17 protein-coding genes are annotated in these 17477 nt (G+C 69.7%); 7 read left to right on the top strand and 10 right to left on the bottom strand.

Annotation, left to right across the window (positions count from 1 at the left end; translation table 11 throughout):
• A partial coding sequence (locus NM1_RS34425) for a sigma factor (RefSeq protein ID WP_303757286.1) occupies positions 1 to 325 on the bottom strand: 325 nt, incomplete at its 3' end.
• Positions 326 to 472: 147 nt separating this feature from the next.
• Here NM1_RS34425 and NM1_RS34420 point away from each other — a divergent pair.
• Complete coding sequence (locus tag NM1_RS34420; protein ID WP_068029986.1) at positions 473 to 1279, top strand: alpha/beta fold hydrolase; 807 nt, start codon at positions 473 to 475, stop codon at positions 1277 to 1279.
• Here NM1_RS34420 and NM1_RS42735 read toward each other — a convergent pair.
• From NM1_RS42735 to NM1_RS34385, 8 genes are all read right to left on the bottom strand, one after another.
• Positions 1274 to 1471, bottom strand: coding sequence for a hypothetical protein (locus tag NM1_RS42735; RefSeq protein WP_147289034.1), 198 nt, complete (start codon positions 1469 to 1471; stop codon positions 1274 to 1276). The genes NM1_RS34420 and NM1_RS42735 overlap by 6 nt on opposite strands.
• Before the next feature lie 139 nt (positions 1472 to 1610).
• Positions 1611 to 2030: a hypothetical protein gene (locus NM1_RS34415; protein ID WP_068029955.1), complete on the bottom strand. Its 420-nt coding sequence runs from the start codon at positions 2028 to 2030 to the stop codon at positions 1611 to 1613.
• Between the two features lie 87 nt (positions 2031 to 2117).
• Positions 2118 to 3668, bottom strand: a complete 1551-nt coding sequence (locus NM1_RS34410) for a GMC family oxidoreductase (RefSeq protein WP_068029952.1) — start codon at positions 3666 to 3668, stop codon at positions 2118 to 2120.
• A complete protein-coding gene (locus NM1_RS34405) occupies positions 3665 to 5179 on the bottom strand; it encodes an aldehyde dehydrogenase family protein (RefSeq protein ID WP_068029950.1) in 1515 nt (504 codons plus the stop codon). Before NM1_RS34405 ends, NM1_RS34410 begins: the two co-directional genes overlap by 4 nt.
• Positions 5180 to 5251: 72 nt before the next feature.
• Positions 5252 to 7450, bottom strand: a complete 2199-nt coding sequence (gene betT / locus NM1_RS34400; RefSeq protein ID WP_084520314.1) for a choline BCCT transporter BetT — start codon at positions 7448 to 7450, stop codon at positions 5252 to 5254.
• Between the two features lie 48 nt (positions 7451 to 7498).
• Positions 7499 to 8389, bottom strand: a complete 891-nt coding sequence (locus NM1_RS34395; protein WP_068029946.1) for a hypothetical protein — start codon at positions 8387 to 8389, stop codon at positions 7499 to 7501.
• A gap of 90 nt (positions 8390 to 8479) precedes the next feature.
• Positions 8480 to 9103, bottom strand: a complete 624-nt coding sequence (locus tag NM1_RS34390; protein WP_068029943.1) for an NAD(P)-dependent oxidoreductase — start codon at positions 9101 to 9103, stop codon at positions 8480 to 8482.
• A gap of 114 nt (positions 9104 to 9217) precedes the next feature.
• Positions 9218 to 10609, bottom strand: coding sequence for a flavin monoamine oxidase family protein (locus NM1_RS34385; protein WP_068029941.1), 1392 nt, complete (start codon positions 10607 to 10609; stop codon positions 9218 to 9220).
• 187 nt (positions 10610 to 10796) lie between these two features.
• On the opposite strand from NM1_RS34385, the gene NM1_RS34380 reads away from it, so the two are divergent.
• The 3 genes from NM1_RS34380 to NM1_RS34370 are packed head-to-tail and all read left to right on the top strand — an operon-like array spanning position 10797 to position 13756.
• Positions 10797 to 11291 (top strand): flavin reductase family protein, encoded by a 495-nt coding sequence (locus NM1_RS34380; protein ID WP_084520313.1) that lies wholly within the window; start codon positions 10797 to 10799, stop codon positions 11289 to 11291.
• A gap of 55 nt (positions 11292 to 11346) precedes the next feature.
• A complete protein-coding gene (locus NM1_RS34375; protein WP_068029935.1) occupies positions 11347 to 12558 on the top strand; it encodes an acyl-CoA dehydrogenase family protein in 1212 nt (403 codons plus the stop codon).
• A 43-nt stretch (positions 12559 to 12601) separates the two neighbouring features.
• Entirely contained in the window at positions 12602 to 13756 is a 1155-nt protein-coding gene (locus tag NM1_RS34370; protein ID WP_068029932.1) for a PucR family transcriptional regulator, read from the top strand.
• A 17-nt stretch (positions 13757 to 13773) separates the two neighbouring features.
• Here the strand turns inward: NM1_RS34370 and NM1_RS34365 are convergent, their stop codons facing one another.
• Positions 13774 to 15183, bottom strand: coding sequence for a DUF1254 domain-containing protein (locus NM1_RS34365; RefSeq protein ID WP_084520312.1), 1410 nt, complete (start codon positions 15181 to 15183; stop codon positions 13774 to 13776).
• 223 nt (positions 15184 to 15406) lie between these two features.
• Here NM1_RS34365 and NM1_RS34360 point away from each other — a divergent pair, with 223 nt between their 5' ends.
• The 3 genes from NM1_RS34360 to NM1_RS34350 are packed head-to-tail and all read left to right on the top strand — an operon-like array spanning position 15407 to position 17434.
• Positions 15407 to 15862 (top strand): Zn-ribbon domain-containing OB-fold protein, encoded by a 456-nt coding sequence (locus NM1_RS34360; RefSeq protein WP_068029929.1) that lies wholly within the window; start codon positions 15407 to 15409, stop codon positions 15860 to 15862.
• Between the two features lie 59 nt (positions 15863 to 15921).
• Positions 15922 to 16365, top strand: a complete 444-nt coding sequence (locus NM1_RS34355; protein WP_246011448.1) for a Zn-ribbon domain-containing OB-fold protein — start codon at positions 15922 to 15924, stop codon at positions 16363 to 16365.
• Positions 16358 to 17434, top strand: coding sequence for a thiolase family protein (locus NM1_RS34350; RefSeq protein ID WP_068029923.1), 1077 nt, complete (start codon positions 16358 to 16360; stop codon positions 17432 to 17434). Before NM1_RS34355 ends, NM1_RS34350 begins: the two co-directional genes overlap by 8 nt.
• Positions 17435 to 17477 lie beyond the last annotated feature (43 nt).

The raw sequence follows: 17477 nt of genomic DNA, 5'->3' as shown, positions 1-17477 counted from the left end.
TCCCGGTGCTCCATTCCGTACTCTCGGGCAGCGGCTCCGGAACCCATTCGCCCACATAGCTTTCCCGGCGGACCCGTGCCGAGCGGAGCAGGTCGAGGCAGATGCGACTGGCGACCGTGGTCAGCCAGCCGCCTGGAGACTCGATGGCGCCCCGCCGCGACTCGGACATGGCGTACCAGCGGGCGTAGGTCTCCTGCATCACGTCCTCGGCCTCCGACAGCGAGCCGAGCAGCCGGTACGCCACATTGATCAACTGCCGCCGCTCGCTCATGATCGCGCTCAGGCCCGGATCGGGCCCGTCATCCGATGCCGACGAGGTGGTCATGGCTGCGCCGCCTTCCTGGGTTGTCCGTCCTCCCTGTACGACGAGACAGCACCCCGGAATGTGAGATCGGCGCGGCTCCGCGGCCACCGGCGGACCGGCGCGGGCAAACCGGACCGCTACGGTGACGATCTGAAATACAGTGGCCCGGTGCGGAAGACAGCGAAGGTCGACGGTGGTCAGCCGGTGAGCTATATCGATCACGGTGGCGACGGTCCACCGGTATTACTCCTGCACAGCTACCTGATGGACGCCGACATGTTCGCTCCGCAGGTGCGCTCGCTCGGCGCGATGTTTCGGCTGATCGCCATGGACGAGCGCGGGCACGGCGGTACGCCTGCCGATCGCCCGTTCACCTACTGGGACGTGGCCCGCGACGCCCTCGGACTGCTCGATGAGCTCGCCGTGCCTCGTTGCGCGGTGGTGGGCACGAGTCAGGGCGGGTTCATCGCCCTGCGGATGGCATTGCTGGCGCCGGAGCGGGTGGCCGCAGTGGCGCTGCTCGGCACCTCGGGTGCCGCCGAGGATCCGGAGGTCGCCGCCGGCTACCGGCAGGCGGCGGCCGCCTGGCGCGAGCACGGTCCGACCGAGGAACTGCTCGACCTCAACGCCACCATCTGCCTGGGCAGCCACGACGCAACGGAGTGGAAAGCCAAGTGGCGGAGGCTGTCCGGCGACCATGTCGACCGCGTGCTCACCCCGCTGGTCGAACGGGACGGCGTGCTGGACCGCGCGTCGGAGATCGAGTGCCCGGCGCTGGTACTGCACGGTTCGGATGACGCCGCCTACTCCGTCGACCGAGCTCGGGAGCTGGCGGCCGCGCTGCCCGACGCCGCCCCGCCGGTGGTCGTCGACGGCGGAGCGCACTTCCTGAGCCTCACCGATGCCGACGCGGTCGACCCGTATCTGAAGGAATTCCTCTGCCGCGCAACGGGGCTCGGGAGCGACGGGTTATGAGGACCACAATTCGGGGTGGGGGAGGTCGGCCAGCAGATCGGTGACCTCGTCGTCGATGTGGACGTCGACGCCGTGTTGGGGGAGTTCGGTTGCCAGGCGAGCCGCGATCGTCGGGGTGGCGCGATAGCGGAGCACGACTCCGCCGTGCGGGAACCGCATCTGTACGCGGACTGGGGTCCTGGTCTCGGCCATCGCCGTCACATCACCTGTTGGTCGCTACACGTTGGCATTCAGCATCTTTCGAGCGGACGCCAGTGTATCGGTGCCGCCGCGGCGGCGCTCGAGCGCCTCGCGGTAGGCCCCGGCGGCGGTGATCGACGGTCCCGTTTCGCTACGGCACGTCGAAGGTGGCGAACCCGGGGGTGGTGATGCCGCCCTTGCTGAGGATCAGTGCGATTCGGCCGGGCCCGGTGTGCAGCGTGGCCTTCGACGGGAAACCGAACAGTCCGTCGGAGGTCCGCGCCGCACCGGTGACACCGGTCGAGAGATTGACCCATTGCAGCGCCGCCGAAACTTCGCAGCCCCAGCCGCCGGGGTTGGCGCCCGCGACGGTGACCACGCCGGGCTGTTCACCGACGATGGCGACGCACCGAGACGGAGCGCTGTCGAAGCTCCCGTTTGGATTCCCGTACGGTGCGGTGTTGATCTGGAACGGAACGGTCGTGGGCGCGGCGGCGGCCGTGCCCGCCGCCGCGGCCATCGCGAACGCGAACGTCGCTGTGCACATGAGGAACCCGCGAGCGAACTTCATCAGACAAACCTCCGGCGGAGCGGACGGGACACGAATGCCGCCGATCGTACCGAGACTCGCGCGCGCGGTACCGGATTCGGCCGCAGGTCAGCTCGCGGCGACCAGTTCCGCGCAGCGCTCGCCGACGAGCATCACGGTGATATTCGGGTTCACCGTCGTGTGCTCGGGGAACACCGAGGCGTCGGCGACGCGCAGGCCGTCGATGCCCTTGACCCGCAGCTCCGGATCCAGCGGGCTCATCGGGTCGTCGGCGGCGCCCATCCGGACCGTGCCCGCCGGGTGATAGACGGTGTTGTGGGTGCGGCGGATGTAGTCGGCCAGCTCGCCGTCGGTCTGCGCGTCCGGCCCCGGATAGAGTTCGCGCGCCACCCAGTCGGAAAGCGGTGCGGCCGCGGCGATCTCGCGCGCCTTGCGGAGTCCGGCGATCATCACGCGCAGATCGTGCCCCTCGGGATCGGTGAAGTAGCGCGGGTCGACGCGCGGCTTGTCGCGGAAGTCGCGCGAGCGCAGCCGGACCGTGCCCCGGGAGCGGGCGTGGGTGACATTCGGTGTGAGACAGAAGGTCTCGTCCGCGGTCGGATAGCCCTGCCGCAGCGTGTGCATATCGAACGGCACGCTGCCGTAGTGCATCATCAGGTCCGGCCGGTCGAGCCCGTCGACGGTGGTGGTGAAGATGCCCGCCTCCCACCACTGTGTCGAGCGGCGCACCATCTTCCGCTTCGTCTCGAATCCGATGACGCCCTCCGGGTGGTCCTGCAGGTGGGCGCCGACACCGGGGGAGTCGACCAGCACGTCGATCCCGTTCTCGCGCAGGTGATCCGCGGGACCGATACCCGACAGCATGAGCAGCTTCGGCGAGTCGATGGCCCCGGTGGAGACGATGACCTCGCGGTCGGCCGAGATCCGGGTGGAGCGGCCGAACGCGTTGTCGGTGATCTCGACGCCGACGGCCCGCATGCCTTCGACGATGATCTGCTTGGCCCACGAGCCCGTGCGAACGGTGAGGTTCGGCCGGTCCAGGTTCGGGTGCAGGTAGCTCACCGACGAGGAGGAGCGGGTGCCGTCGGCCCGGCTGTTGATCTGAAAGAAGTTGGCGCCGTTGACCACCGTGCGCCCGGAGTTGAATTCGGCCCGCGGGATCCCGACGGCCTCGCACGCGTCGAGCACGGCGACGCCGCACGGGTCGTCCGGCGGCACCGTCATGATGTGCACGGGACCGCTGCGGCCGTGATGGTCGCCGGGTGCGTCGTTGGTCTCGATCCGCGGATACAGCCGGTACACCGAGTCCGAACCCCAACCGGCGCAACCGTGGTCGCGTTCCCAGGAGTCGAGGTCCTCGCGCGGCGCCCAGAACGCGATGCAGCTGTTGTGCGACGAGCAGCCGCCGAGCACCTTCGCGCGGGCGTGCCGCATGAACGAGTTGCCGTTCTCCTGCGGTTCGATGGGATAGTCCCAGTCGTAGCCGGATTCGAGCAGCTCCATCCAGCGGTCGAGCCGCAGGATGGCGTCGTCGCCGACGTCGGACGGTCCGGCCTCGAGCAGGCAGACCGTCACCGACGGATCCTCGGACAACCGGGACGCGACGGCCGCACCAGCCGAGCCGCCGCCGACGACCACGTAGTCGTAGTGCTCACTCACTTCTGCTCCCCTCGCTCGGCGAACCAGCCGGTGACTCCCGGCCGGAGATTCTCGTAGACGTGTTTGGCCTCGCGGTACTCGTGCAACCCGGACGGACCCAGTTCGCGGCCGACACCGGACTGCCCGTAGCCGCCCCACTCGGCCTGCGGCAGGTAGGGCCCGAAGTCGTTGACCCACACCGTGCCGTGCCGCAGCCGGGCGGCGATGCGGCGGGCGCGCGCGGCATCGGAGGACCACACCCCGCCGGACAGGCCGTACTCGGTGTCGTTGGCGATGGCGACGGCCTCGTCCTCGGTGGTGAACGTCTCCACCGTCACGGTCGGCCCGAACGCCTCGTCGTGCACGCACGCCATGGCGCGGGTGGCGCCGTCGATGACGGTCGGCAGATAGAACCAGCCGTTGTCGAGGCTGCCGGAACCCTGGTCGCCGGTGGCGAATTCGCCGCCGGTGCGGATGACGGCGCCGTCGGCGCGGGCCTGCTCGACGTAGGCGTGCACCTTGTCCCGGTGCGCGGCGGAGATGAGCGGACCGGTCTCGGTGCCCTCGGCGAAGGGCAGGCCGATCCGGATCTGCTCGGCGCGGCGCACCAGCTCGTCGACGAAGCGGTCGTGCGCCGACGCCTCGATCACCAGCCGGGCGCCCGCCGAGCACACCTGGCCCGAGTGCAGGAATGCGGCGTTCAGGGCGTTGTCGACGGCGGCGGCCAGCCGCTCGTCGGTATCGCAGGCGTCGGCGAAGACGACGTTCGGATTCTTGCCGCCGAGCTCGAGCGCCACCTTCTTGACCGTCGCCGCCGCCTCGCGGGCGATGACCCGGCCGGTGACCAGGCCACCGGTGAACGAGACCAGGTCGACATCGGGATGCGCCGACAGCGGTGCGCCCGCGGTGGCGCCCGCGCCGAGCACGAGATTGGCCACACCGGGCGGCACCTCGAGGTCGTGCAGCACCGACAGCAGCAGGATCGCCGTATGCGGCGTCAGCTCAGCGGGTTTCAGCACGAACGTGTTGCCCGCGGCCAGCGCGGGCGCGACCTTCCACGCCGCCTGCAGCAGCGGGTAGTTCCACGGGGTGATCAACCCGCACACGCCGACCGGTTCGTAGACGATCCGGGAGTCGACGTCGGGGGAGCCCGCGTCGACGACGCGACCGGCGTCCTCGGCGGCGAGCTTGCCGAAGTACCGGAAGCAGTTCGCGATATCGGACATGTCGATATCCGATTCGTAGGGGCGCTTGCCGGTGTCGAGGGTTTCGGCGCGGACGAATTCGTCGCGCCGGGTGTCGATCGCGTCGGCGACCCGCAGCAGCAGATCCCCGCGCTCGGCCGCCGCGGTCTGCCGCCACGGGCCGCCGTCGAAGGCGCGGCGGGCGGCGGCAATGGCGGCCTCGGTATCGGCCGCATCCGCCTCGGCGACGATGCCGACGACGGAATTGTCGGCGGGGCAACGGATCTCGCGAGTCTCGCCGGATGCGGCGGGGCGCCAGGCGCCGTCGATGTAGAGGGTGTCGCTCATGCCTCCGCCTCGCTGACGCTCGGCTCCGGCATGAGCGACAAGGTCGCCTGTGTCGATGTTCGCTCGCTGCGCTCACTCATGTGCAGTCGGTGTCCCTTCAGGATCGCTGTCGGTCACTTCGGCATCGTCGGGGTTCGGCTCGTAGTGGTCGGTCGCGGAGCGCCGCAGGTGCAGGTAGGCCAGGTGGCGCTCGTACTGGTCGAGGATGTCGCCGATGATCTGCTCGCGGGTGTAGCCGTTGAGCGAGTAGCCCTGCGAGCCCTCGGCCAGGTACACCTCGCAGCGGAAGTAGCGGTCGGCGGAACGCTGCGCGAGCACCGCGTAGGTCGGGGTGGGCGCGGACACCGGCCATACGCAGTACTCGAACCGGGGGTCGCTGGCCTGGTCGACCAGCAGGGTAGGGGACGGCATGCCCTCGCTGCGGCCGGACTCGTCGACCGTCGCGGTGAAACCCGTGCGGGTGAATTCGTCGGCGACCTCGCGCATCGCCGGAATGACGGTGTTGGTCACGAACTTTCGTGTCGCCGCCGCCCCGGGGTACTGGGTGGTCGCCAGCAGGCGCCGCCGCCAGTTGCCGTGCCCGGTGCCGCGCCCGGCGGCGATCGCCTTCGGCAGCGTCGCGCGGTAGCTGTCGAGCTTGTAGGACTCGGTGTGCAGGGAGCGCAGCAGCGCGAAGCCGATGAGCCCGAGGATGAACGAGAACGGCAGCCCCATGATGATGGTGGCGTTCTGCAGCGTCGTAATGGATCCGCCCTCCCCGGCGAACAGCATCGACAGCGTCAGCACGCCGATCGCCGCGGACCAGAAGATGCGGGTGCTGGTCGCGCAGTCGGCCATCGGATCGGGCAGTTTCGAGGTGAAGTTGCCCATCACCAGCGATCCGGAGTCGGCGCTCGTGACATAGAACAGCAGGCCGGTGATGGTGGCGATGCCGAGCAGCAGCGTCGCGCCGGGGTACTGCTCCAGCAGCGAGTAGAAGCCGACCTCGGCCCGCTCGGCCGTCATCTCGGCGAACCCCTTGTCCCGGCGCGCGACGTCCAGCGCGCTGTTGCCGAAGATCGAGATCCACAGCACGATGAAGCTGAACGGCACCACGAGCACGCCGAAGATGAACTGCCGCATGGTCCGTCCGCGGGAGATGCGGGCCAGGAACAGGCCGACGAACGGCGCCCACGCCACCCACCACGCCCAGAAGAACATCGTCCAGGTGTCGAGCCACGCCGTGGGCTGGTTCGCCGTCTCCGGATTGCGGTCCCAGGCAAAGGTATTCAGCGTCCGGTCCAGGAAGGTCGACATGTAGTCGCCCGCGTTCTGCGCAATTCCGTTGAGCAGGAAGTCGGTTCGGCCCGCCACCAGGATGTAGACCAGCAGCGCGATCGCCATGATGACGTTGAGTTCCGACAGCCGCCGGATGCCCTTGTCGACCCCCGTCGTCGCGGAGATCGTGGTGATCGCGATCGACAGCACGATGAACCCGATCTGCGCGGCCTTGCCCTGCGCGACGCCGAACATCTCGTGCAGTCCGTAGTTGAGCTGCACGACGCCGATGCCCAGCGAGGTGGCGATGCCGAAGATGGTGCCCAGCACCGCGGCGACGTCGATGGCGTCGCCCCACCGGCCGTTGATCCGCTTGCCGAAGATCGGGTACAGCGCCGCCCGGATCGTGAGGGGCAGATTGTGCCGGAACGCGAAGTAGGCGAGCGCGCCGCCCATGAGCGCGTACATGGCCCAGCCCGTGACGCCGTAGTGGAAGATTGTCCAGGTCACCGCGTCGCGGGCGGTCTCGTTGGTCTCGGCCGGTCCGGCGGGCGGCTTCAGATAGTTGTAGACGGGCTCGGCGACCGAGAAGAACATGAGGTCGATGCCGATACCGGCGGCGAACAGCATGGCCGTCCAGGTGAACAGGCTGTACTCGGGCCGGGACTCCTCCGGGCCCAGCCGGTAGCGGCCGTACCTGCTGGCGCCGATGTAGACGACGAGGCCGACGAGGACCGTCGCGAGGATGAAGTACCACCAGCCGAACCAGGTGGAGATGAAGGTCTTGACCTCGCCGACGACGGTTTCGGCGCCCTCCGGCGAGATGAGCGCCCAGATCGCGAAGGCGAGGACGATCCCGGCGGCCGCGAAGAAGACGGGCTTGTTGACGGACGTGCGGTCCGCCGTGGGATGCAGCGAGCCGGTGTCGGTAGGTGCGGCGGTCTCCGCTCCCGACGCACCGGCCGGTTCTCGGTGGGTGTTGTCCGGGTCCGGAGGATCGCTGACACCACTCATGGGACGAACGCTAGTCGCGATCTCCCGGCGTCCGTCCGAGGCGCGCTGCTAGCCGCGCCCGCCCGGAGGCTCGCCGAGGCCGGTGACGAAGCGGTCGAAGGTCTCGGTCGGGCGAACGCTGAAACCGTCCTCGCTGTCGTGTGCGGTGGCGGCCAGCTCGAGATTTCCGGCGCGCCACCAGTACACCCACGGGTTGATCGGCCACGGCTCGTCGGCGTAGGACACCGCCGCCAGCTGTGCCAGGACCGCGACCGCGCCGACCGTCTCGGGACCGGTGACGGGGTAGGCGTAGAGGGACTGCTTCGACGGCATGATCAGGACCGTGCCGCCCGGGCCGGTGACGGGGTAGTCACCGAGCCAGCGGGCGTGCGCGGTCAGATACTCGGGCCCGGTCAGCATCGAGATCGGCGGTAACTCCTCGGCCATGGGCACGTCGAACCGGTGCTGCTGCACCTCGACCCCGCCGTCGTGCCGCACATTGCGCTCGGCGAGGGTGAACAGGTCGAATTCGCTGATGGGCCAGTACCGCAGCATCTGGTACGTGACCGGCGTGACGGTGTGGACGCGATCGATCAGGACCCGCTGGATCAAGCCCGGCGCGACCACCCGGCGGACCACGTCCGCGCCGACGGATTCGGTGGCGAACAGGCGGGTCCTGATCAGCCCGCGCATGGCCGCGAAATCGGTGTAGTCGATCGGGTTGTCGCGCTCGGTCTCGATCGTGATCGCCTGGGTATCGATGTGGTCCGCGACCAGCGCCGCCCACTGGTCGGCCGGGTAGGCCGCGGCGAGGCGCCGCATGTTCCCGAGCGCCAGCGTGAATGTCGTGGGCCCCGACAGGGTTACCACATCGGGGCCCGTCATGTGGCAGGCGTATCCGCGCTGCCGGGCGACGGACTGCACGAGCGACAGCAGCCGATCGTGGTGCGCGGTGGACATCCCGGGCTCCCCCCTGTTTCCAGTCGGCGGTGGTTCGCGACCACCGTAGGTCTGGAACACAGTGTGGTGCACGGCGTGCCGCGCCGACATTCAGGAGGAGATTCCGGGTGTCCGGCGGACGTAGGTCGGGTCGCTGACCTGCTCGACCAGGAACGCCGCCACGTCCGCACGGGAGATCTTCAGGGCGAGACCCTTTTCCGTCGGTGCGATGTCGCGGCGGAAGGTGCCGGTGGCCGGGCCGTCGGTGAACGCGCTGGGCCGCACGATCGTCCACTCGAGATCGCTGCTCTTGACGTATTCCTCCTGCCGGATGTGGTCGGCATACGCCTGGCGCAGCAGCATGCCGAATAGCAGGTACTTCCAGACGAAGTTCAGATTCGGGCGGCTGTCGCCGACGCCGAGGCTGGACATGCACACCAGGCGCTTCACGCCCGTGCGGGTCATCGCCTCGATGACGGTGCGGGTGCCCTCGGCGCGCACCACGCCCTTGCGGCCCGCGCCCAGCACGACCACCACCGCGTCCTGCCCGGTGACGGCCCGCTCGACGGCGGCCGGATCGAGTACGTCGCCCTCCGCGATGCGCAGGCGCTCATGGGTTTTCGTGATGTTCCCCGCACTGCGGGAGTAGGCCGTCACCTCGTGGCCCTGCGCGAGCGCCCGCTCGACGACGTGATTGCCGATGGTACCGGTGGCACCGAAGACTGCGATTCGCATAACTGCTCCAACCTCGTGAAATGCACTGGATCGTGCTGGAATCCAGTACACCCGGCGGCGGCGCGGCGAACCATCGTTCACAGTCTCGGCGGCATAAGCGAGCGTCGGGGTCGCTCAGCCGGGTCGGAGCACGGCGGCGACCTCGTGCGCCGCTCGCTCGCCCGCCTCGACGGCGCCGGAGATCCAGCCACTCCACCGCAGGGCGGTCTCGGTGCCCGCCCAGTGCAGGGGTCCGACGGGTGTGCGCAGGGCATCGCCGTAGGCGGAGAGCAGGCCGGGCGGTGTGGCCCCGAGCACGCCGGAGATGTAGGGCTCGACGGCCCAGTTGTGGACGACCACCTCGGTGGGTTCGGCGGCGCGGTCACCGAAGTAGGTGGTGAGTGCGGCGACGATCTCGGATTTCAACCGCTGCTCGTCATCGATCAGCGCCGGGTCGTTCCCGCCGAACAGGCGCGGCCCGTGCAGACCCAGGAAGCCGAGCAGGATTCCGGCGGAACCGTCCGCGGGCGACCCGTCGAAGACGATGGGCGCGACGGGGATATCGGAGAGGACCGCGCCGTTGAGGCCGTCCTCGCGCCAGAACGGGGTGTCGTAGCACGCGTGGAACTTGAGGACCGCGTGCTGCTGCCACTGCGATTGCAGCGCGGTGCGCGCCGACGGCAGGTGCGGATGGAAGGCGATGGCCCTGGCATCCGAGGGCGGAACGGCGAAAATCGCTCGGCGGGACCGGAATTCGGCCCCGGAACGGGTGGTGACCTCGACCCCGTCGGCGGTATGCGCGACCGCGGCGACCGGCTGGCCCCGGTGCACCCGGTCGCCGAGTTCGGCCGCCAGTCGCAGGCCGATGGACCCGGCCCCGCCGACGACGGTCATGTCGACGTCGCCGCCCATGCCCTCGATACCGCCCGCGCCCTTGATGAACCAGAGCGCGAACAGCAGCGAAAGCTGTTGCGGCGCAGCGACACACGCGAGTGAGAACAGTGCCGTGAGCAGATAGATCGCCTCGTCCTCCCGGACGTTGGCGGTCAGCCAGGCGCCGAGGGTGGTCTCGTCGAGCTCGACGGCATCGGGTGAGTCCCAGGGGTTTTCGAGATCGATGGTGTCGGACATCTCCTGCAGCCGCGCCATGGCGGCGAGCAGGGCGGCGGTGGCCTGCTGCGTCAGCGGCGGCAGATCGCCGACGTAGGTGCTGCGCTCGCCGTCGCGGAACCAGACGTCGCGGGCCTGCGGGTCGCGCAGGGACTGGTTCGGCTCGGTGGCCATGCCCAACTCGTCGAGCAGGGCGAGCAGCGGGTGCATGGAGGCGCAGAGGAACTGGCCGCCGCGGTCGATCGTGATGCCTCGTATGCGGGACAGCATGGTGCGCCCACCCACCTCGGGGCGTGCCTCCAGAACGGCGACCTCCAGCCCGGCGGCTACCAGTCTGCGGGCCGCGGTGAGTCCGGAGACCCCGGCGCCGATCACGACGACGTCCACGTCGGCTGTGCTCATGGGTGTGCTGCTCATCGTGCCTCCTGTGTCTGTGTGCGGTCGACGCTAGGACCGGCGGACCCGGGCGACAGCGCACAATTCCGCAGAGTTGGCCGCGCTGTTCTCCGGATACCGCAGCCGTTGTCGAAGTCCGAAAACGCGCGCCGGATCTCCGCGCTTTCCGTACAGCGGCGCGGGTCGGCCCTCCGCCACCGTGGGGCGCATGGTCGACAGGAATGCACAGGGACGGCGCTTCCGGGAAGTGATGGGGCACTTTCCCACCGGCGTCGCCATCGTCACCACGCTGCGCGACGGCGTGCCGTCGGGGATGGCGGCCAATTCCTTCGTCTCGGTCTCACTGGACCCGCCGCTCGTATCCTTCTGCCCGGCGGCGGGCTCCGCCACCTGGCACGACATCCGGGCGACGGGGCGGTTCTGCGTGAACTTCCTGCACAGCGATCAGGCGGAGCTGTGCCGTCGCTTCGCGACCCGCGGCGGGGACCGGTTCGAGGCGGTGTCCTGGACTCGCACCGGAGGCGGGGCGCCGCGGCTGGGCGGAGCCGTCGCCTGGATCGACTGCACGCTGGAGCGCGGCGTCACCGCGGGTGACCACGTCATCGTCCTCGGGCTCGTGCGCGACCTCGGCGTCGCGGCGGATACCGCGCCGCTGGTCTTCTTTCGTGGCGGCTATCACGGGCTGGCCGCACCGAGCAGCTGAATTCGCCACGGCATCACCATATTTCGCCGACAGATCACTCAACAGGAGGACCGTCATGAGCACATTCACCGACAAGGCGACACCCGTCGTATCCCAGCGCGATCAATTGTTCGCCCGCGCCACCGAACTCGTTCCGCGACTGCTCGCGCGCCAGGCCGATGTCGACGCGCACCGGCGCATCCCGGAGGAGTCGGTCGCCGAGCTGGCCGCGGCGGGCATGTTCCAGCTCTCGGCGCCGCGCGACTACGGCGGCTACGCCCTGAGCATGTCCGACTACGTCGAGGTGATGGCCGAACTGGCCCGGGGATGCCCGGCCACCGCGTGGGTCACCGCCATCTGCAACTCCTCGGCCTGGCAGGCCGGCATTTTCCCGCTCGCGGGCCAGGACGAGGTGTTCGCCGCAGGTCCGGGCACCCGGCTGGCCAGTGTGCCGCAGGCCAAGCTCGGCAAGGCCCGGCGGGCCGAGGGCGGCATCCACATCGAGCACGCCCGCTGGTTCTTCAATTCCGGTGTGACACTGGCCGATTGGGTGGTCAACGGAATCACGGTGGTGGACGAACAGGACAATCCGCTGGATCTGGTGCTGTGCCTGATCCCGACGTCGCAACTGCGGATCAACAACGATTGGCACACCACCGGTCTGCGCGGCACCCAGAGCGTCAGCACCGAGGCGACGAATGTCTTCGTTCCCGCCCATCGCACCGTCTCCTCGCTCGAGGTGCTCGGCGGCCGCTACTCCACCCCGTACGGCATGGATCAGCCGCTGTTCCACGGCGCGTCGGTACCGACCCTGGCGCTGTTCGTGGCCCCGTGCGGTATCGGCATCGCCGAGGCCGCGCTGGAGCGGTTCAAGGCGAAGTCCGAGAAGCGCGCGGTCGCCTACACCACCATCGACAACCAGGCCGACGACGCGGTCGCGCAGGCGGGCGTGGGCGAGGCCAGAATGAAGATCGACGCGGCCCGCGCACTGCTGCGGACCGCCGCCGCGGACGTCGACCGCCGGGCCGCCGACGGCATGGAAATGCCTGTCGCCGAGCGCATCCGGGCCCGCACGCAGTGCTCGTACGCGCTGCGGCTGAGCTGGGAGGCGGTCGATCTGCTCTACGACCTCAGCGGCGGTTCCGCCATCGCCGAGCTCGAGCCCATGCAGCGGTACTGGCGCGATCTCAAGACCGCGACCCTGCACGGACTGTTAACTTCCAGCACTACACTTCCCCTGCAGGGCCGCGTGGAATTGGGTCGCGAACCGAACGCGCTTTTCGTCTGAGCAACGAGCGGGCGAAGCTGCCCGAGGTCTGGAGAGTGTCGGAATGCAGCACGTCGACGCGGCAGTGAACGAGCTGGCGGACGCGTTGGGGCCGCAGATCGATGAGCTGGTGGACGAGGTCATGCACCGCATCCGCGAGCAGCTCCCGGTCCTCGACGAACGACTCCGATTGCAGCTGGACGCGCCGATGCGGCGCAGCGCCCACGGGCTGCTGCACGGGGCGCTCGCCGCGATGCGCAGCCGCCGGCACGATCCGGTCGAGACGCCGGTCGAGGCGACCGAGGAGGCGCGCGCGGCGGTGCGGGCCGGGCTCGGCCTGTCCGACCTGCTCACCATGTACCGGATCGGGCACCAGATCTGCCTGGACCGGTCCATGGTGCTGGCCGCCACCACCGTCGCCGATGCCCGGCTCCGTGCCGAGGTATTGCGGATCACGTCGCGTTTCCAGTTCGCCTACGTCGACGGAGTCGTGCAGCAGGTGGTGGCCGCCTTCGAACGCGAGCGCGACGACTATGTGCGCAGCAACGCTCGACGCGACGTCCAGAGGGTGCGGGATGTGCTGGGCGGGGCGCACTTCGACGCGGGCGAACTCGGATACGACCTGCTCGGTCCCCATCGCGCGGTGGTCGCCGACGGACCGCACGCGGTCGCCGAATTGCGGCAGCTCGCGCAGCGTGCGCAGGTGCGATCCCTCGTGGTCGCGGCCGACGGCGAGGCGGCCTGGGCGTGGCTGGCCACCACCCGGGACCTGGAGCTGCCGGACTCGCCGGTGCACTTCGGCACCGGCGACGCGCAGGAGGGACCGGACGGATTCCGGGAGAGCCATCGCCAGGCCGTGCTGGCCTGCACCGTCGCCGTGCGCGGCGGAGTACGGCGGTGCCGCTACGACGACGTCACCGTGGAGGCGGCCGCCTTCGGCGACGAAACCGCCGCCCGGCGCTTCGTGATTCGCGAACTCGGCACCCTCGCCCAACCCGGCGAGCGCAATCAGCGCCTGCGCACCACGATGTCGATCTATCTGGACTCCGGACACAATGCCGCGACGGCGGCCGATCGGCTCGCCATCACCGATCGAACCGTCGCCTACCGGTTGCGCACCTGCGAGGAGATTCTCGGCCGGCCGGTCGCCGGCCGCGCCGCCGAACTCCAGGTCGCCTTGCGCTGGGGCGCGGTGCTGGGTCTGTTCGACGGGTCCTGACGGCCCTCTCGCGGCGCCTATCGCACGGCGGTGAGTTTCGGTGGCTGCCAGGTGCCCTCGATGGCGGACCGGTGCGGCGCGTACAGCCGCATGGTGAGCGAGAAGTTGCCGGCCGGCGGGATGGGCAGCCAATTGCCCCGGGGGACGGTGGTTCCCGGATCGGCGTTCTGGATGGCCAGATCGACCGAGCCGTCCGAGTTCGGCACCACGGGAAACTCGTGGCCGACGGCGTGGATATCGGCCTGGTTCGGCACCAGGTAGCTGTCGGCGTCGTAGGCGGTCAGGGACCAGAAGGCCGCGACGGGCGGCAGCTGGCCGGGCGGGAAGTGCAGGCGGTACTGCACGGCGGTGCCGTTCTCGTCGGCCTTGCCGAAGAGGCTGGGGTACACCGCATCCGCGGCGAGGTTCGCGCCCAGCCCCTGCCACGCGGTGCGGGCGCGCAGCGGATAGTTGGTGCCGTAGGCGCCGAGATCCGTACTGAACGTCCAGCCGTTCTGGTGTTTGGTGTCGGGGTCGCTGTAGTCGGGGATTCCGGTGCGGGCCTGGCCGACGGCGGCGTCGAGCACCTCGGCGGGCTGGTCGACGGTGCCGCCCGGCGTGATGCCGATGGTGGCGAAGCGCTGCATCGCGGGCGCGTCCTCGGGCGCGGGCGGATTCGTCGCCATCAGCGCGCACAGCTTGTCGAAGAAGGCGCGCCCGTCCATCGCCTCGACCTGCTTCGGCGGGGGCGTCGCGGCGGCGGTGGCGGGCCGGCCGGTGGCGGCGGTTTCCCCGCGTAGCCACGCCGACAGCGGCACCAGTTTCAGCCGATCCTGCAGTGCGCGTACGGCATCCAGGTCGCCCCGGCCGTTGACCTGGATGCGCCCGAGTACCCAGGCGACGGGCGTCGGCATGTCCAGCCGCGTCATCCCCTCGGGGACCGTGCCGGACCAGCCGGGGCCCGCCACCAGATAGGTGAACGGAGCGGGCGAATCCGGCTCGACGCTGCTCGGGTGGTGGCGGGTATTGCTCCAGGCGTCCATGATCTGCATCAGCCAGTACCGGTTGCCCGGCATCTCCGGCACCTGCAGCACCAGCGGCTCGGCGCTCAGGTCCAGCCAGGCCTGTGAATACAGGGTGTCCAGGTTCAGCCGGACCACCTGCCTGTCCGCCGGGGTGGGCAGCGTGGTCGCGTTGGCGAACTGGTTCGCCGGGCCCGCCGACGCCCGCGTCGCGTCCATGAGCACCATCGGATATCCGAAGACGTAGGCGTCCGTCGCAATGGATTTCACGTCGGAATCGTCGCCCGAATCCTGCGCGCCGCCGTCGGACCTCGTGCAGGCGGCCAGGCCGAGCGAGCCGAGCGCGAGCGCGCCGACGCCGAGCGCCCAGCGCCGGGGCACTCGTGCGCCGCCGCGCACCTCGCCGTTGCCGTCGTGTTCGGTCACGTCACTCTCGCCTTCCCGAGCCGGTTCCGACGGGACCGGCCGCGATCGTCGTGGAGGAGCTGGGCCGCGGACGTCCGTCGGCGACGCTGGCGAACTGTCAGCTACTTCATGCTGTCACGAAATCTACTCACACCTTCATTGCAGCCTAACTGCAATAGACGTTCAAGCGCTTGATTCAATCAACTGATTGCGGCAGACTCCTGCCGAAGGAAGGAGCTGCCGGATGCCTGATGACGTGGAGAGCCTGTGCGCGCCCTACGAGATCGAGTTCCCGTTCGAGAGAACGGTCGGGCCGGTCGTCGGAACGTTCCTCGGCGGGCTGCGGGAGCGGCGACTCGTCGGTGCGCGCACCGACCGCGGCACGCTGGTCTGCCCGCCCGCCGAATTCGATCCGGTGACCGGGCGCGAGACGATCGAGCTGGTGGAGCTGGAGCCGGTGGGGGCCGTCGAATCGTGGACGTGGGTGCGGCACCGGGACGGTGATCCGGTCGACCGCGATTTCGCCTGGGCGCTGATCGCCGTCGACGGCGCCGAGGGCACGTTCTTCCATGCGCTGGACGTGGCCGGGGATCCGGCGCGCATCCACCGTGGCCTGCGGGTGCGTGCGCGCTGGGCCGCGGAACGGCGCGGCGAGATGGGGGATCTCGTGTGCTGGGAACCGCAGGAGAGGGAGTCATGAGCAGCCCCGACACGAATTGTTCCGCCGTGAAAAGACCACTGCCCGAACCAGTTCGGCTGATGCCGACACCCCTGCGCATGGAGTACACCTTCGTCGCCGGGACCGGTCGCTCGGCGTTTCTGCGGGGACTGGCCCGGCGGCAGCTGCTGGCCCGCACCTGCCCGTCGTGTCGGCACGTGTATCTCCCGGCGCCGGAGTTCTGTGCGCGCTGCCTGGTCGAACTGGAAGCCCCCACGGAGCTGGACGGCCGCGGTACCGTCTCGACCTTCTGCGTGGTGAGTTTCCCGTTCCCGGGTCAGGAGATCGATCCGCCCTACGCCGTCGGCTACATCCAGCCGCACGGCGCCGACACCCGGCTGATGCACCTGATCCGCGAGGTGGATCTCGCCGATGTGCACATCGGCATGGAGGTCGAACCCGTCTGGGCGGACGGCGATCTGGAGCCCTCGTGGATGAGTATCAGTCACTATCGGCCCACGGCGGGGGAGGCGCGGCATGCGTGAGATAGCAGTCGTCGGCTTCGCCCAGTCGCCGTGCCTGGCCGCCAACCGGCGCGACGATATGGCGGGCATTCTGCTGCCGGTGATCCGGGAGGCGCTGGCCGCCCTCGAACTCGACCGGGACCGTGTGGATTTCGTCTGTTCGGGCAGCCACGACTTCCACGAGGGCCGCACCTTCGCCTACATCGACTCGCTCGACGCCGTGGGCGCCTGGCCCCCGATCGCGGAGTCGCACGTGGAAATGGATGCCGCGTGGGCGTTCTACGAGGCGTGGACCTGGCTGCAGCTCGGACAGGGCGATATCGCGCTGGTCTACGGCATCGGAAGGGGTTCTCTCCCCGTCGATCTGGATCAGGTAGTGCCCGCGCAGCTGGATCCGTACTATCTGACGCCGCTGCGGCCGCATCAGGATGCGATCGCGGGCGTGCAGGCCTGTGCGCTGCTGCAGGCGGGCGTGACCTCCGAGGCCGAGATGGCTCGCATCGTCGCGCGCAGCCTGTCGGATGCGCGGTCCAACCCGTACGCGCAGCTGTCCGGTGACCACGATGTCGAGTCGCTGCTGTCGGCGCCGTATGTGGCGTCTCCACTACGGCGCCATGATATTTCGCCGATCGGCGATGCGGCCGTCGTCGCGGTGCTCGCGGCGGGGGACACCGCCCGGGGGCTCTGCGAGCGGCCCGCCTGGGTGCGCGGGATGGACCACAGAATGGACGCGCACTACCCCGGATCGCGCGATCTCACCCGCGCCCCGTCGGCGGCCCTCGCGGCCGAACGGGCCGGTCGGGCAGCGGGATTCGGGCCCGGCCAGGTCGATGTCGCCGAGCTGCACGTCGAGTACTCCGCGCTGGAGCCGCTGCTGGTGCGCGAATTCGGCTTGGGCGCGGCGACCGCGGTCAACCCGTCCGGCGGGCCGCTCGCCGGTCGGCCGACGACGGCGACCGGACTGCTGCGCATCGGCGAGGCGGCCCGCGAGATCCACTCCGGTCGCGCCCGGCGGTCGCTGGCGCATGCGACGAACGGACAAGCGCTGCAACAGAATCTGGTCTGCCTCCTGGAAGGAGACGTCGCGTGAGCGCCGGGTCCGTGATGGTTCCGCTCACAGATTCGGAAGGGGG

The organism is Nocardia mexicana NBRC 108244 (assembly GCF_001613165.1).
GTDB lineage: Bacteria > Actinomycetota > Actinomycetes > Mycobacteriales > Mycobacteriaceae > Nocardia > Nocardia mexicana.
The sequence above is the reverse complement of the archived record's forward strand: the minus strand, read 5'-3'. Positions and strand labels throughout refer to the sequence as shown.